This window comes from Pseudomonas sp. R84 (genome assembly GCF_009834515.1).
Taxonomy (GTDB): Bacteria; Pseudomonadota; Gammaproteobacteria; order Pseudomonadales; family Pseudomonadaceae; genus Aquipseudomonas.
In genome coordinates, this window is the sequence record NZ_CP019426.1 from 2,175,068 (window position 1) to 2,189,467 (window position 14,400).

The following is a 14,400-nucleotide window of genomic DNA, read 5'->3' on the forward strand; positions in this document are numbered from 1 at the left end:
TATCAATTTCAGACACGCAATAAAAAAACCGGAAGCTTTCGCTGCCCGGTTTTGCAGGATCAAAGGATCGCAGCCTGCAACAGCCCTTACAGATCATCGGCATGGACGGTGCGCAGGTAGCGATCTTTCGCTTGTTGCCGGTCTCGATTAGCTCTTTGAGTCACAAATCATCCAGATCGGGAAAGATAATCCTGCCTAATGCCCAGGGTTCAACGATTTCACAATGCACGGTGCGCAAAAATGACCCCCACTCGCTTCGGTTATGGGCATCCGGGCCGGTGATTGTCAGTAGCAAGTACTCATCCCGAAAAGCGTCATAGGCATAAATCAGCCAAAAGTCATTGTCAGCATCATTAACCAATGCTGTCCGGTAATACTGACGATTGATTTTTGCCCATCGAGCCTGCAGTGCCTGTGTACTGGCAAGGTGGATATGGTGCATGTCGCTCAGATCGAGTCGTTCATCCCGCCCGAAAATGGCAGGTAATTCATCGCAGATTTTGTAGTTGTAGAAGTGTGCAGCAAAGTTTTGCCAGTTATTGATTCGTTCAAAAAGTGCAGAAATTTTGATGGCTGGCATCCAGGCCTACTTTGTAATAGGTAGCCTGCCAGTGATCACAAATTTATCGAACACTTTCTGCCCATCACGCGCGGCTTGCCGAACATCAAGGAATGTCAGTTCTTCACGAACTTCCTTTTTGCTGGGTTTGTCGGTTTTTCGGGTGGTGGCCATCGGAGCCTCCGAAGGATGTGTATTCATGCTGACCAGCTTATGTGAATAAGTTTTGACCGGCAAACAATAGAACCTGGCCTTAACGAGCACCAGTCGGCTCATTCTGGGCTCGTTGTAGGCAGTGTCTGCATTGCTTGAGTGAGATCTTCGCCGGCAGAGAAGGCCTCTTCGCGAGCAAGCTCGCTCCCACAGGAGATTGTCGTCGGACACAAAACTGTGGTCCCAAGCAGTTCCAATGTGGGAGCGAGCTTGCTCGCGAAAGCGGTCTGCCACCATCACTTTCAGACAAGCAACAAAAAACCCGGAAGCTCTCGCTCTCCGGGTTTTTTGTTATCGCCAGTTCAATCAGCGGTTAAACCGCTCCACCAACGAGTACTGCGTATTCGCCGTCTTCGTCAGTTCTTCACTCAGCAACGCCGAGTTATGCGCCTGCTCGGAAGTCTGATCCGCCAACTCCGAAATATTGCTGATGTTGCGGCTGATCTCCTCAGCCACCGCACTTTGCTCTTCGGTCGCGGCTGCAATCTGCGTGGTCATGTCGGTGATGTTGGCCACCGCTTCACTGATCCCGACCAGCGCCTGATCCGCTTCCAGCACCCGCGCTACACCCTCTTCAGCCTGACGATGCCCGGCTTCCATGGTTTGCACAGCACTCGAAGCTGTCTGTTGCAGCTTGGCGATCAGAGCGTGAATCTGCCCGGTCGATTCGCTGGTGCGTTGCGCCAGTTGGCGTACTTCGTCAGCCACCACAGCAAAACCACGGCCCATTTCACCGGCACGCGCGGCTTCGATCGCAGCGTTCAGAGCGAGCAAGTTGGTCTGGTCGGCGATGCCTTTGATCACATCAACCACGCCGCCGATTTCGTCGCTGTCCTTGGCCAGTTGGGTCACGGTCAGACCGGTTTCCCCAACAACTACGGATAGACGCTGAATGGCTTCGCGGGTTTCCCCGGCGATGTCACGACCACGACCGGTCAGGCGATTGGCTTCCTGAGTCGCGTCAGCGGTGCGCTGCACGTGGCTCGCCACTTCCTGAGTGGTCGCGGCCATCTGGTTGACGGCGGTGGCGACTTGTTCAGTTTCCACGCGTTGACGTTCCAGGCCGGTCGAGCTGCTGTGTGCCAGTCGGTCGGATTGCTTGGCCTGATCGGTCAGGTGTTCGGCTGTGTCCTGCAAACGGGTCAGGCAGGTTTTCAGGCGTGCTTCCTGGCTTAGGATCGACATTTCCAGACGCGCCTGCGCGCCACGGCTGTCGGTGTACATCTGCGCGATCAACGGGTCGGAGGTGGTCTGCTCGGCCAGGCGCAGCAGGCGTTTGAGCCCGCGTTGCTGCCATTGCAGGCCCATCAGGCCCAGCGGCACCGACAAACCGGCAGCCAGAGCAAAGCCCCACTGCGAGTTCAGTGTCGCGCCGATCACGAAGCTCAGTTGGCTGACCAGAATGAACGGCAGCCAGTCTTGCAACACCGGCAGCCATTTATCGCTGGAAGGGATCGCCGACTTGCCCTGGTTGATGCGTTGGTAGAGCGCTTCGGCACGGCGGATCTGTTCGGCGGTGGGTTTGATCCGCACCGACTCGTAACCGACCACCTGATTACCGTCGAACACCGGTGTTACATAGGCGTTAACCCAGTAATGGTCACCGGTCTTGCAGCGATTCTTGACAATGCCCATCCATGGCAAGCCTTGTTTCAGTGTGCCCCACATGTGCGAAAACACCGCAGCCGGGACGTCGGGGTGACGAACCAGGTTGTGCGGCGCACGGATCAGTTCCTCACGCGAAAACCCGCTGATCTCGACGAATGCGTCGTTGCAGTAGGTGATCACGCCCTTGGCGTCGGTTGTGGAAATCAACCGCTGCTGAGCCGGGAAAGTCCGTTCGCGTTGTGTAATGGGCTGGTTATTACGCATGGTTTTTCAATCCGCAAGGCTTTGAAAGGTTGTCGGCGGTGCCAGCTTTTTATTGAAATTTTTTTTCAATAATCAGCACGGCGTCGCAAAACGGCGCTTGCTTCAGCCGGCGAGCATCGGATAAGTGAACAAGCCGAAATGCAGCAGGTTCAGGCCGAAATGCGTGGCGATCGCCGCGCCGAGTCCGCCAAAACGGTAGGCCAGACCATAACCGACGCCCGCCAGCCCTGCCAGCAACACCCAGGTCCAGCCCGCGCCGGCATGCACCAGACCAAACAGCAGCGAGGCCAGCAGCAGGGCGAGGTTGTCCCCGTACGGCAAGTGTTTGAAGCGCTGGCTGAGGCCGCCCTGTATATAGCCGCGAAACAGCGCTTCCTCGACCAAGGTCACTAGCAGCAGGTTGTTCAGCACCCACAGCCAGGCCTGATCCGGCCATTTCGGTGCCCAGGCAATCACGCCCAGCAACAGCGCGCCGCCGAGGGCCAGAACCGTGCTTAGCGTCAGGGCGAGGGCGGTGGCGTACACGCTCAGGCGTAACGAACGTCGCCCGACAATCCACGGGCACACCAGCAGCAGCCAGAAGCCAATGAGCGGTTTATCCAGATTCAGGTACATCGAGAATGGCACGGCGTTGTCGGTGAAGCGCTGCGGATCAATGGCGCGACCGTTGGCGAAGCCCGGCAGCCAGTGCAACGCCAGCGCCAAAGCCAGCACGATAAATAGGCCATGGCCGAGAAAACGTGCGACCGGAACCTGTTGCTGGCGAACGGCAAAACCGGCGAACACCAGCAGCCCCACGGAAATCAAAGCGAGCCAGCCGAGGTGGCCGTAGCTCAGCGCCCATCCATAACCGAGGCTGAGAAGCGCCAGATAGAGCCATGGCAAAGCCTTCATCGAAAGTCCCTGTGCAGAATGTGTGGAGGGGCTTTCTACACGGGTGGGGGCGTGGGGACAAGTGAAGGTGAGGCGGTGATCGGGGACAACCAAAATATCCTTGGTAACCCGATCAACTGTAGGAGTGAGCCTGCTCGCGATTGCGGTGTGTCATTCAACGCAGATGTTGGCGGACCCACCGCAATCGCGAGCAGGCTCACTCCTACAGGGTTTTGTATTTGGCTGACGAATCAGTGCAGATTGAGTTTCGCGGCAGCACGCTCGGTGATTTCCGTGCGCAACTTCAGTGATGGCGCCGCACGCAAACGTGCCTCATCGACAATCGCACCCGGCGCAGTCTCCGGGCTGCCCGAGTTGAACGGCGGCGCTGGGGCATATTCCAATTGCAACTGAATCAGTTGCGCCGTGTCGGCCCCCACCAACTCTTCAGCCAACACCAAGGCAAAATCGATCCCCGCTGTAATTCCGCCACCCGTAAACAGGTTGCCGTCACGCACCACCCGATCCTTCACCGCAATCGCCCCCAATGTCGGCAGCAAATCGTGATACGCCCAATGCGTGGTCGCGCGTTTGCCTTGCAGCAGGCCTGCTGCGCCGAGGACCAGCGAGCCGGTGCACACTGAGGTCACATATTTCGCCTGAAGGGCCTGGCGTTTGATGAAGTCCAGCGTCTGCGCGTCTTCCATCAACGGCCCGACACCGCCGCCGCCGGGAATGCAGATCACATCCAGACACGGGCAATCCTCGAACGTGATGGTCGGTTTCAATAGCAGACCGGTGCTGGCGGTCACCGGCATCAGATCCTTCCAGATCAGATGCACCTGCACGCCCGGCAACGAGGCGAGCACGTCGTACGGCCCGGTCAGGTCGAGTTGCTGAACCTGTGGAAACAACAGAAAACCGATCTGCAGCGTCATCGTTCTTGCTCCATGAAAAAGGGGTGGACGGCTTCACTGTAGGCGCGTAGGTTCTGGCGCATACGCCAATAACCCCACGAATTACGCCAAATGCCCAAAGCCATCCACGTACTCGCGTTTGCCAACATGCAGATCCTCGATGTCACCGGGCCGTTGCAGGTGTTCGCCTCGGCCAACGACATCGCCCGTCAGCGCGGCTTGCCGATGCCTTATGCACCGAGTGTGATTGCCAGCGGCGGCGGGGCGGTGATGTCATCGGCGGGTTTGGCGGTGTTGGCTGAGCCGTTGCCCGAAGCGCCCAGCGACACGTTGATCATTGCCGGTGGCTGGGGCATTTATCCCGCCGCCGAAGATGTGCCGCTGGTGGATTGGGTGCGCCAACATGCCGGTAAATGTCGACGCGTGGCCTCCGTGTGTACAGGGGCATTTCTATTGGCCGCCAGTGGCTGGCTTGATGGCCGCAGAGTGGTCACCCACTGGACCCGCTGCGAACAACTGGCGCAGCAGCACCCGAAACTGCAAGTCGAAGCCAATCCGATTTTCATCAATGACGGCCCGGTGTGGACCTCGGCAGGTGTCACTGCCGGCATCGATCTGGCGCTGGCGATGGTGGAAGAGGACTTGGGCAGCGACATCGCATTGGACGTCGCCCGGCATCTTGTGGTGTTTCTCAAACGTCCGGGCGGACAGTCGCAGTTCAGCGTGACCCTGTCGTTGCAGAATCAGGGCAATCGTTTTGATGAGTTGCACGCGTGGATCGCCGAAAACCTCACCTGCGATCTCGGCATCCCGACGCTGGCCGAGCAGGCTGGCATGAGCGAACGCAGTTTCGTCCGCCATTACCGCGCCGACACCGGCCAGACCCCGGCGCGGGCGATTGAACTGATCCGCGTCGAAACCGCCCGGCGATTGCTCAGTGACACAGGTTTGCCGGTCAAACGCATCGCCGCCAATTGCGGGTTTGGCAGTGAAGAGACATTGCGACGAAGTTTCCTGCGGGCTATCGGCGTGACGCCTCAGGCCTATCGCGAGCGATTTTCGGTTAGCGCTGCAGCAGAACTGGTGATGCCTTGAGCATTTCCGGTGGGGCTTTCTCCGGTTCAGATAGACTGCGCAGCTTATTCTGCCAACCGACTTCAAGGACGATGCATGTCACTCAAATCGCTGCTTGCTCTGCTGGTATTCGTCGGGATGCTGGCCGGTTGCGCTTCGCCGCCCCCGTCACTGCCGGATACCCCGCAACGCCGTGAACTGATGGAGCGCATGTTTGCCAAGTCGACGATCATGCTGTCATTCAAGGAACTCGAAGCACGAGCTGCCGCCGAGCCGGGCGAACGAAAGCGCCAAGTCTCTGCAGATGAGGCAGTGGCCAGCCATAAGAAACAAATGAATGTCGACCTGCCAGCCGCGTACTGGCAGCAGCGCCGCGCAAACCTCGCGCAACTGATCGATGCCAGAGCCAAGGGCGAAGCCATCGGCCTGACGGCTTATAAAGAAAAGTACTTCGAGCAGTTGTCCGAGGCTCCGACGCCCATGCTAGCGGCTCTGGCCGATGCACCGCGAATGGACGCGCTTCCAGAGTTTGCGCTGGTGCTGCCCAATGATCATCAACTCAGTTACTTCTACTTGATGACCGTCGCGGATGAGACGTTCTGGGAAATTGAGCAGTTTTACCAGCACATGGCCGATCTGGATGCCCAGTACGGCGTATGCGCGCTGTACCCGGATTGCTACCGCCCGGACTTCCGCACGGCTAAGCCTCGGCTTCCGCCACCTGATTGAAATACTTCGTCCGATCCGGCGTAAACGTCACACGCATCTTCGTCCGCGAGCAGGTCAGCGAACGCTCTTCACTCAAATCGATATCCAGATCCTCGCCGCGCAAGCCTTGCCACTGCGCCAGATACTTCAGCGAGCCATATTTCTCGTTTTTCTTCAGGCTGCGGCTCACGCCACCTTTCCAGCCGAGCACTGGCAGTTCGTCGGCGAGGCAGCGCTGGGCGAGGTCGGGGAAGCGGGTGGCGCGTTGGCGGCCGATTTCCCAGCATTTGATCAGGCCTTTGTCCGCGGCTTCCCAGAGTTGGGTGCGGGTCAGGCCGCTGCGAAGAGGCGTGTCGATGGTGCGCTGGACGTGCTGGGACATTCTGGTTCCTTGAATTCGGGTTTTATTGGACAGCTCCGCTGTGCCCGTTGCGGTGGATGGTAGGGGCGGATGTAACGGCTGGCAACAAGGTATTTCGGGGTGTAAGTGCAAGTTACGAGGGTGGCTTTACGTGGCGTTTGTGAGTTTTTTGCAGGCATTGATTTACACAAAGTGTCGCCGCAGGTAACCGGTGCAGGGGGCAGCGCCGAAATTCGGCGCTGGGTGATGTGTGTGGCGTGTAGTCCGGCTTCCCACAAAAGGCGTTTAAAGTACGATTTATCTGACAGACGCTGACGAAGAACGGGACGACCTCAAGGCTGCCACTCACTCTTTTCCCCGCTCAAGCGTCGATCCAGAAAGCTCGCCGCACTGATCAACGCCAGATGTGTCAACGCCTGTGGCGTATTGCCAAGGTGCCGGCCATGGCTGTCGAATTCTTCGGCATACAACCCGAGCGGGTTGGCATAGCGCAGCAATTGCTCAAACTCCAGATGTGCTTTTTCAACCTGCCCCGCGCGAGCCAGGCATTCGACATACCAGAACGAGCACGCAGCAAAAGCGCCTTCGGTGCCGGCCAGGCCATCGATATTGCTGTCGTCGTTGCGATAGCGATACACCATGCCGTCGCGCACCAGATGTTTTTCAATCGCCTCAAGCGTCGACAGCCAGCGCGGATCCTTGGCGCTGACGAAGCGCACCAACGGCATCAGCAGCATCGAGCCGTCCAGCGCCGTGCCACCCTTGTACTGAACGAAATGCCCGCGCTTTTCATCCCAGAAGTTGTCCCAGATATCCGCGTAGATCGCCTGCCGGGTCTGATCCCATTGCGCGAATGGCGCCGGCAGCGAGCGTTTCGAGGCCAAACGAATAGCCCGGTCCAGCGCTACCCAGCACATCAAACGCGAGTGCAGAAAGTGGTGCTGCTCACCGCGCATCTCCCAAATGCCAACGTCTTTGGTCTGCCACGTCTCACAGACTTGATCGACGACTTCGCGCACGTGTTTCCAGCCCTCGTGGGAAATTGCATCGCCGTATTTGTTGACCAGATACACCGCGTCCATCAGCTCGCCGAAGATATCCAGTTGAATCTGATCGTAAGCGCCGTTGCCGATGCGCACCGGTTGCGCGCCGCCGTGACCGGACAGGTGCGAAAGCTCGGTTTCCGGCAATTCCTGTCGTCCGTCGATGGCGTACAGAATGTTCAACTTCATCGGCTTGCCGCAGCAATCGCTGACCCGTCCGCGCAGCCAGCCCATATAGGCGTTGGCTTCGCCGACAAAGCCCAGGCGCATGAACGCGTACACCGTGAATGACGCGTCGCGGATCCACGTGTAGCGATAATCCCAGTTGCGTTCGCCGCCGGGCGTTTCCGGAAGACCGAAAGTGGCGGCAGCGAGAATGGCTCCGTGTTTGCGCGACGTCAGCAGTTTCAACGCAAGGGCCGAGCGGTTGACCATTTCGCGCCAGCGTCCGCGGTAAATCGACTGTCCGATCCAGTCGCGCCAGAACTTCAGCGTGCGGTCCATGCACAAGTGTCCGGCGCCTTCGGCGAATCGAGGATCATCGGTGGCACCGAGCATGAACGCCGCCGTTTCATCTTGCTTGAGCGTGAATTGCGCCACCGCTGCTTGCGCATCGATCCGCAGCGGCTGGTCCGAAGCCAGGCGCAGTGATGGTTGGCCAGCAGCGCTGAACGTCACGTCTTGTTGATCCATCTCTGCTCGGGTGTCGGCTCGGGCGTAATCGTGGCGCACGGCGCAGCGCATCGTGAAAGTCGCCGAGCCACTTACTACGCGAACCCGCCGCATTAACAGCGGCAGGGCATCGTCACTGTCTCCGATAGGCAACAGGTCGGTGATTTCTACCACCGCACGCTCACTCAGCCAGCGGGTTTGCAGCACATTGGTGTCGGGCAGGTAAATCTGCTCGCGGCGCGCATCGGGCAAGTCCGGCGCCAACTGAAAAATCCCCGCGTCGGGGCTGTCCAGCAACGAACAGAAAATCGACGGGCTGTCGAACTCCGGCCAGCAGAAGAAATCCACGCTACCGCGATCATTGATCAGCGCTGCACTGCGCATGTCACCGATGATGCCGTGGGCATCGATCGGACTTTGTCGTTCCAGGTGATGCTCAGCCATTGCCGCGAAACTCCGGATAGAGGCTCATGCCGCCGTCGATGAACAGGGTGGTGCCGACGATGTAATCGGAGGCATCCGAGGCGAGAAAGACCACGGCGTTGGCGATGTCTTCCGCGTCGCCGATACGGCCGTAGGGGATCAGCTCCAGCAGTTTGTCGCCGGCAGCGCCTTCGGTCGCGTCTTTGTTGATTGCCGTGCGAATCGCCCCCGGCGCGATGCCGTTAATGCGAATGCGTTGATGGCTGACTTCCTGCGCGAGGGTCTGCATCAATTGATCGACGCCACCCTTGGACGCGGCGTAATTGACGTGCCCGGCCCAGGGAATGCGTTGGTGCACTGAACTCATGTGAATGATTTTGCCGGCGGCGCTGGACACGCCTTCGCGAATGCCCTGGCGATTGAAGATGCGCAGGGCGGCGCGGGCACAGAGAAACTGTCCGGTGAGATTGACGCCGATGACCGCGTTCCAGTCGTCGAGGGTCATGTCCACGGCGGCGGCGTCTTTTTGCATCCCGGAATTGGCGATCAGAATATCCAGTGAGCCGAAGGCGTCGAGGGTTTCGGCGAACAGTCGCTCAACGTCGTCTTCCTTCGAGACGTCGGCGCCGATGGCCAGCGCCTGGCCGCCGTCGGCAATGATCTGCCGGGCCAGTGCTTCGGCCGGTTCTGCCTGGCGGTTGTAGTTGATGACCACCGCCGCGCCGGCTGCGGCCAAGGCTTTGGCGCACGCCTGGCCAATGCCGGAGCTGGCGCCGGTGATCAGAGCTGTTTGTCCGGCGAGGGAAATGTGCATGCAAAGTCGCACCTTGGGTCAGTGGGCTTATTTAGCTGACTGACGTGCGGCGGCGAGAGTTCATCTCGCGATCATGAAAAGATCGACAGCTTCAGACCCGATAGCGCCCACTTGTGCGATGCCATTCGACATTGCCGGCCAGCCAGCTCTTGATTCCGCACAGGTAACGTTTGAGCGGCGCTGATGCGTTCGGCAGTACGGACTGTTCTGCGGCTTCGTACAAATGCATGATTTCTTCGTGAATGGCGGCACTTTGCGCCATGGCTTGTTCGGGCGAGCATTGCTGTTCACGGGTCAACAGCAAAGGCAGGTTGAAATCACCGATCCCGGCCTGCTGTTCTTTCAGCGCCGAAAAAAGATCATTGGCAATGATCGTCGCGCTGGCGGCCAGAGCCGTGACGCGTCGCACATCCGGTGCGCTATACACATTCGCGGGGAGTTCGTAGCCCCCGATGATGTCGATCAACGACAGGCACGGCAGGAAACTGTTGACCTGACGGTGGGCCAGATATTCCCAAAGCGCGGGCGTGAGACCTTCGGTGCGCCAGGCCGCTTCGGCGCTCATGGTCACGAACATGGCGATGATTTCATGGCGTACGCGTGCGACCTGTGCCGGTGTTGCGAGGGCCTCCACCCGCGCCAGATAGCCGCGCAGAGCGACCAATACCGGATCGCTGCTCAATGCCTGCTCAAGACCGGGCCGGAACCGTTCGCTCAAGTACACCGGTTCCAGCGCCGCCAGCGCCACGGACAGGCGCGGGCCGACCATTTTCGGTTCAGATCCCGTTCTCTCATCATCACAGTAGTAATCATCGACAGCGAAGAGGGCGGCAAAACATTGCGCCGCCAGCAACAGCCGAGCCGGATCATCGGTGTCGGTATGACACAGCATGGCGAAGCGGCCGAAGCCCATGGCGCGCACTTTTGCATGGTGTCCTGGAAAAATTCCGACCTGCTCAATCCACGGCATGAGGCGATCATCCACTTCTGCCGCCAGAGAGAGGTCGACTCTAAAGGGCGCAAGTCCATAAAGCTGCGGGACGGTCCAGGGCGATTTCATCGACGATTCCTTCGCGGTTGAGCGCAGGGTCATCAGAGCCCTATTGGCCAAAAAAGGCACCTGTCAGACCTGACAGGTCTGTGCGTTTTGCGACGGATGGTCAACGTCGATCCAGCATCCAACGGAGATTTCCATCGGTCTGGTCAGTTGACACCGGCAGGCTCGCCGGGGCGGCTGAGTCATCTGTTTATCAAAAGGCCCTTGGACTTCACTCCTTCACATTCCACCAACAATTCCCCGCTTCCCCGACATCCGACCCTATGGCAACTTGGCGGCCCTTGATGAGGCTGCAAACGATGGCAAACCCCTACCGCGAATTATTCACCGCCCCCGGCGCACGCAATTTTGTGCTGGCCGGGATGATCGCGCGCATGCCGATCTCCATGACCGGTATCGGCGTGATCACCATGCTCTCGCAGTTGAAGGGCGGCTATGCGTTGGCCGGTGGTGTGGCGGCAACGTTTGCTCTGGCCACGGCGTTTTGTGCGCCGCAGGTGTCGCGGCTGGTGGACCGCTTCGGCCAGGGGCGGATTCTGCCGGTGTCAGCGTTGATCGGCGGCGGCGCACTGCTGATGTTGCTGCTGTGCACGCGGTTGCAAGCGCCAAACTGGACGCTGTTCATCTTCGCCGCGCTGGCCGGGTGCATGCCGAGCATGTCGGCAATGGTGCGTGCGCGCTGGACCGAGATCTATCGCGGTCAGCCGCAATTGCAGACGGCCTATGCGCTGGAGTCGGTGCTCGATGAAGTCTGTTTCATCGTCGGCCCGCCATTGTCGGTGGGGTTGTGCGTGGCGGTGTTTCCCGAGGCGGGACCGCTGGCGGCGCTGCTGGCGCTGGCGATCGGCGTGACGGCGTTTGTCGCCCAGCGCAGCACCGAGCCGGGGGTGCATCCGCACTCGTCCGAAGATCAGGGCTCGATCATTGGTTCGACCGACGTTCAATTACTGCTAGCGCTGATGATCGCCATGGGCGTTATTGTCGGCGTGATTGATGTAGTCAGCGTTGCGTTTGCCCAACAGCAAGGGCAGCCGGCGGCCGCGAGCATCGTGCTGTCGGTGTACGCGATCGGTTCGTGCCTGGCCGGCATCGCCTTCGGTGCGATGCGCTCGAAATTGCCATTGCCGCAGTTGTTCCTGTACGGCGGGGTGGCGACGGCGGTGACGACATTGCCGCTGTTGCTGGCGAGCAATATTTTTGGCTTGTCGCTGGCCGTATTCGTTGCCGGGCTGTTCTTCTCGCCGACGCTGATTGTGGCGATGGCGTTGATTGAACGCATTGTGCCAGCGGCCAAACTCACCGAAGGGTTGACCTGGCTGGTTACCGGTTTGAGTATCGGCGTGGCCGTCGGGGCTGCCGGCTCCGGTTGGCTGGTGGACGCTTTCGGTGCGCGCAGCGGTTTCTGGCTGGCGATTGCAGCAGGGGCGGTGGTGCTTGGCTCCGCGATACAGAGCTACCGCCATCTCAAGTAGGAGCTGCGGCACGCTGCGATCTTTTGATCTTGATCGTTAAAGTCAAAAGATCGCAGCCTCGTTTCACTCGACAGCTCCTACAAAGTGGAGGTGGCAACTGTTTACCAGCCCCGTCCCGAATTCACCCAGAAATTCACCGACAGTGATGTCGACACCGACTCCACCTGATGGAACCAGCCCTCCGGCAAAAACAGCAGATCCCCAGCCTCCAGCGTTACGCGCAGGAAGGTCACGTCCCGAGCGGCGGGGAAGCGCTTGTAATCCGGCGCATCGGGGTTGAAATCACAACCATCCAGCCCGCCCTTCGGCGCCGTCGACCAAGTGCCCAGCGCCTCGCGGTGATGCGGCGCGGCGAGGGTGAATTTCTTCTTTCCCCAGACTTGCGCGAACAGGTTGTCGGTGTCATCGCGATGCAGCGGCGTCAGCGTGCCTTTGGGACCGATCCAGATACGCGGCGGAATGAATAACGAGGCGTCGAAGTAGGCCGGGTATTTGATCTGTTGCATCAACTGCGCTGGCAGAATGTTGTTGCCCATATACGCTGGCGGCTCGCCATCCGCACCCTTGACCGCCGGTTGGTCCAGCGAGGCGATAAAGTCGGCCATCGACGTCGAGCGGAAATCACGCTCGGTGGAGAAGGTTTTCTTCACATAATCGCCATGGCGGGTGATGCCTTGCAGCTCGGCGAAATGCACCAGCGATTCTTCGCGGCTGAGCTTGAACAGTGGCCAGTCGTGCAGCGCATTGCTGATCACCACCGGAATGCCATTGGGCAGGTAACGGCTGTTGAATTCGGCGACCGACAGATCACTGCGGGCAAGGCGTTCGATGCTGCTTTGGGTCGGCAGGCTGGCGGTGAGTTTTTCACTGAAGCGCGGCGGGGTTGGGTAGCGCTTGTTCATGTCGACTTTTTCCGCCACGGCGGCGCCGTGCATCGCATGCTCGATGATTTGCGGCAGCATCGTTGCCAGGCCCATGTTGCCGCCGATTTTCAGGCGCCCGCTGGCGAACAGCTCCTCAACGTTGGCCATGCCGCTCATGATCCCGAGGAAATCGCGCTCGGCGACTTCAATGGTCACGTCCGGGCTGGCGTGAAGTCCTGGCTCGGTGCGGCTGCTGGCCTTGACCTCTGACCAGAAAGCCAGGTGCGGGCCAAAGACGAATTGGAAAACGCCTTCGATGCCGACGGCACCGGCATTGGCGAACAGCTTGCCCAGAATGCTCTGCAGGTCCACGGTGAATCCTCGTTATTGGTTTTGGCCTGAACAGTTAACGAGCGCCTGTGGGGGGAATTTACCGGTCGACGACTAATTTAACCGCCACGGGATCCGTTTCTCTCTACAGATGAATTTTCCGAGGAAAGCGTGGTGACCAAGCTGACCCTGCTGTGCCTGCCGTATTCCGGCGCCAGTGCCATGGTCTACAGCCGCTGGCGGCCGAAACTGCCGCAGTGGCTACACTTGCAACCGGTTGAGCTGCCGGGACGTGGCGCACGTTTTGGTGAGCCGCTGCACACTGACATGCGTGGGCTGGCGATGCAGCTGGCCAAGGAATTGCGCCCGACCCTAAAAGCGCCTTATGCGCTGTTCGGCCACAGCCTTGGCGCGTTGCTGGCCTGCGAAATTGCTCATGCCTTGCGTGCGCTGGGTTGTCCGGAGCCGGTGGCGATGTTCGCTTCGGGAACCGCGGCGCCGACGATGCGTGCCGATTATGATCGCGGCTTTGCCGAACCCAAGACCGACGCCGAATTGATCGAACAATTGCGCACGCTCAATGGCACCAGCGAGGAAGTGCTGGCCAACGAAGAATTGATGAGCCTGACCCTGCCGATCCTGCGTGCCGACTTCCAGCTCTGCGGCAAGTTCGAGCCGCTGGCCCGACCGCTGCTCAACTGCCCGGTGCATGTGTTGGGCGGCAAGGCAGATCGCGCCACCACCGAGCAATTGATCGGCTGGAGCAAGGAAACCCGCGGCAGTTTCTCGGTGGACATGTTCGCCGGCGGGCACTTCTTTATTCATGAGCATGAAGCGAAGGTATTGAAGGTGATCAAGGATCAGCTCGACGTGCACCATCGCCGGCATGCCATGGCCGCCACCGCCTGAACACCGAAAATCCCTGTGGGAGCGAGACTGCTCGCGAATGCGCCCTGTCAGCCAATATAGATGGCGCCTGACACACCGCGTTCGCGAGCAGGCTCGCTCCCACACTGATTTGCACATGTCTCAAACCCTCGCATAGCCCGCCTGACAGTTGTTCTCATTCGCTAATTTTTCCGGTCTGCATTCGTTTTATAGGGATGACGTGCCTTTGTGCTTCCTGCCTACTGATCCGGATGCTGAGAA

At 59.4% G+C, this 14,400-nt stretch carries 14 protein-coding genes; 4 read left to right on the forward strand and 10 right to left on the reverse strand.

The features are described 5' to 3' along the window. Positions 1 to 160: 160 nt before the first annotated feature. From PspR84_RS09810 to inhA, 5 genes are all read right to left on the reverse strand, one after another. The gene (locus PspR84_RS09810; RefSeq protein WP_034152828.1) at positions 161 to 580 is read right to left on the reverse strand and encodes a type II toxin-antitoxin system YafO family toxin; all 420 of its coding nucleotides are present in this window, start codon (positions 578 to 580) and stop codon (positions 161 to 163) included. A 6-nt stretch (positions 581 to 586) separates the two neighbouring features. Continuing rightward, entirely contained in the window at positions 587 to 835 is a 249-nt protein-coding gene (locus PspR84_RS09815; RefSeq protein ID WP_160057096.1) for a hypothetical protein, read from the reverse strand. Positions 836 to 1,078: 243 nt separating this feature from the next. Continuing rightward, positions 1,079 to 2,644, reverse strand: coding sequence for a PAS domain-containing methyl-accepting chemotaxis protein (locus PspR84_RS09820; protein ID WP_007917140.1), 1,566 nt, complete (start codon positions 2,642 to 2,644; stop codon positions 1,079 to 1,081). 102 nt (positions 2,645 to 2,746) lie between these two features. After that, positions 2,747 to 3,538: a CPBP family intramembrane glutamic endopeptidase gene (locus tag PspR84_RS09825; RefSeq protein WP_160057097.1), complete on the reverse strand. Its 792-nt coding sequence runs from the start codon at positions 3,536 to 3,538 to the stop codon at positions 2,747 to 2,749. Positions 3,539 to 3,768: 230 nt separating this feature from the next. After that, the gene (inhA, locus tag PspR84_RS09830; RefSeq protein ID WP_160057098.1) at positions 3,769 to 4,455 is read right to left on the reverse strand and encodes an isonitrile hydratase; all 687 of its coding nucleotides are present in this window, start codon (positions 4,453 to 4,455) and stop codon (positions 3,769 to 3,771) included. A gap of 90 nt (positions 4,456 to 4,545) precedes the next feature. On the opposite strand from inhA, the gene PspR84_RS09835 reads away from it, so the two are divergent. Both PspR84_RS09835 and PspR84_RS09840 read left to right on the forward strand, forming a co-directional pair. After that, complete coding sequence (locus tag PspR84_RS09835) at positions 4,546 to 5,529, forward strand: GlxA family transcriptional regulator (RefSeq protein WP_160057099.1); 984 nt, start codon at positions 4,546 to 4,548, stop codon at positions 5,527 to 5,529. A 75-nt stretch (positions 5,530 to 5,604) separates the two neighbouring features. Further along, a complete protein-coding gene (locus PspR84_RS09840) occupies positions 5,605 to 6,237 on the forward strand; it encodes a hypothetical protein (protein ID WP_160057100.1) in 633 nt (210 codons plus the stop codon). On the opposite strand, the gene PspR84_RS09845 is transcribed toward PspR84_RS09840, so the two are convergent. The 4 genes from PspR84_RS09845 to PspR84_RS09860 form a co-directional block, all read right to left on the reverse strand. Continuing rightward, on the reverse strand, positions 6,209 to 6,598 hold the full coding sequence (locus tag PspR84_RS09845; protein ID WP_160057101.1) for a hypothetical protein: 390 nt from the start codon (positions 6,596 to 6,598) through the stop codon (positions 6,209 to 6,211). The genes PspR84_RS09840 and PspR84_RS09845 overlap by 29 nt on opposite strands. 311 nt (positions 6,599 to 6,909) lie before the next feature. Then, positions 6,910 to 8,736, reverse strand: a complete 1,827-nt coding sequence (locus PspR84_RS09850; protein WP_160057102.1) for a glycoside hydrolase family 15 protein — start codon at positions 8,734 to 8,736, stop codon at positions 6,910 to 6,912. Further along, a complete protein-coding gene (locus PspR84_RS09855; RefSeq protein ID WP_160057103.1) occupies positions 8,729 to 9,529 on the reverse strand; it encodes a glucose 1-dehydrogenase in 801 nt (266 codons plus the stop codon). The genes PspR84_RS09850 and PspR84_RS09855 overlap by 8 nt, the downstream gene beginning before the upstream one ends. A gap of 91 nt (positions 9,530 to 9,620) precedes the next feature. Next, positions 9,621 to 10,649 (reverse strand): family 2 encapsulin nanocompartment cargo protein terpene cyclase, encoded by a 1,029-nt coding sequence (locus tag PspR84_RS09860; RefSeq protein WP_160057104.1) that lies wholly within the window; start codon positions 10,647 to 10,649, stop codon positions 9,621 to 9,623. Between the two features lie 236 nt (positions 10,650 to 10,885). Between PspR84_RS09860 and PspR84_RS09865 the strand changes: the two genes are divergently transcribed. Next, positions 10,886 to 12,058 (forward strand): MFS transporter, encoded by a 1,173-nt coding sequence (locus PspR84_RS09865; RefSeq protein WP_160057105.1) that lies wholly within the window; start codon positions 10,886 to 10,888, stop codon positions 12,056 to 12,058. 101 nt (positions 12,059 to 12,159) lie between these two features. Here the strand turns inward: PspR84_RS09865 and PspR84_RS09870 are convergent, their stop codons facing one another. After that, positions 12,160 to 13,293 (reverse strand): cupin-like domain-containing protein, encoded by a 1,134-nt coding sequence (locus tag PspR84_RS09870; protein ID WP_160057106.1) that lies wholly within the window; start codon positions 13,291 to 13,293, stop codon positions 12,160 to 12,162. A gap of 129 nt (positions 13,294 to 13,422) precedes the next feature. On the opposite strand from PspR84_RS09870, the gene PspR84_RS09875 reads away from it, so the two are divergent. After that, complete coding sequence (locus PspR84_RS09875) at positions 13,423 to 14,160, forward strand: alpha/beta fold hydrolase (RefSeq protein ID WP_160057107.1); 738 nt, start codon at positions 13,423 to 13,425, stop codon at positions 14,158 to 14,160. Positions 14,161 to 14,400: the final 240 nt, after the last annotated feature.

Bases quoted from the DNA above. Each gene is read 5' to 3' on its own strand.
- PspR84_RS09810 (WP_034152828.1), bottom strand. From the start codon at position 580: ATGCCAGCCATCAAAATTTCTGCACTTTTTGAACGAATCAATAACTGG.
- PspR84_RS09815 (WP_160057096.1), bottom strand. From the start codon at position 835: ATGAGCCGACTGGTGCTCGTTAAGGCCAGGTTCTATTGTTTGCCGGTC.
- PspR84_RS09820 (WP_007917140.1), bottom strand. From the start codon at position 2,644: ATGCGTAATAACCAGCCCATTACACAACGCGAACGGACTTTCCCGGCT.
- PspR84_RS09825 (WP_160057097.1), bottom strand. From the start codon at position 3,538: ATGAAGGCTTTGCCATGGCTCTATCTGGCGCTTCTCAGCCTCGGTTAT.
- inhA (WP_160057098.1), bottom strand. From the start codon at position 4,455: ATGACGCTGCAGATCGGTTTTCTGTTGTTTCCACAGGTTCAGCAACTC.
- PspR84_RS09835 (WP_160057099.1), top strand. From the start codon at position 4,546: ATGCCCAAAGCCATCCACGTACTCGCGTTTGCCAACATGCAGATCCTC.
- PspR84_RS09840 (WP_160057100.1), top strand. From the start codon at position 5,605: ATGTCACTCAAATCGCTGCTTGCTCTGCTGGTATTCGTCGGGATGCTG.
- PspR84_RS09845 (WP_160057101.1), bottom strand. From the start codon at position 6,598: ATGTCCCAGCACGTCCAGCGCACCATCGACACGCCTCTTCGCAGCGGC.
- PspR84_RS09850 (WP_160057102.1), bottom strand. From the start codon at position 8,736: ATGGCTGAGCATCACCTGGAACGACAAAGTCCGATCGATGCCCACGGC.
- PspR84_RS09855 (WP_160057103.1), bottom strand. From the start codon at position 9,529: ATGCACATTTCCCTCGCCGGACAAACAGCTCTGATCACCGGCGCCAGC.
- PspR84_RS09865 (WP_160057105.1), top strand. From the start codon at position 10,886: ATGGCAAACCCCTACCGCGAATTATTCACCGCCCCCGGCGCACGCAAT.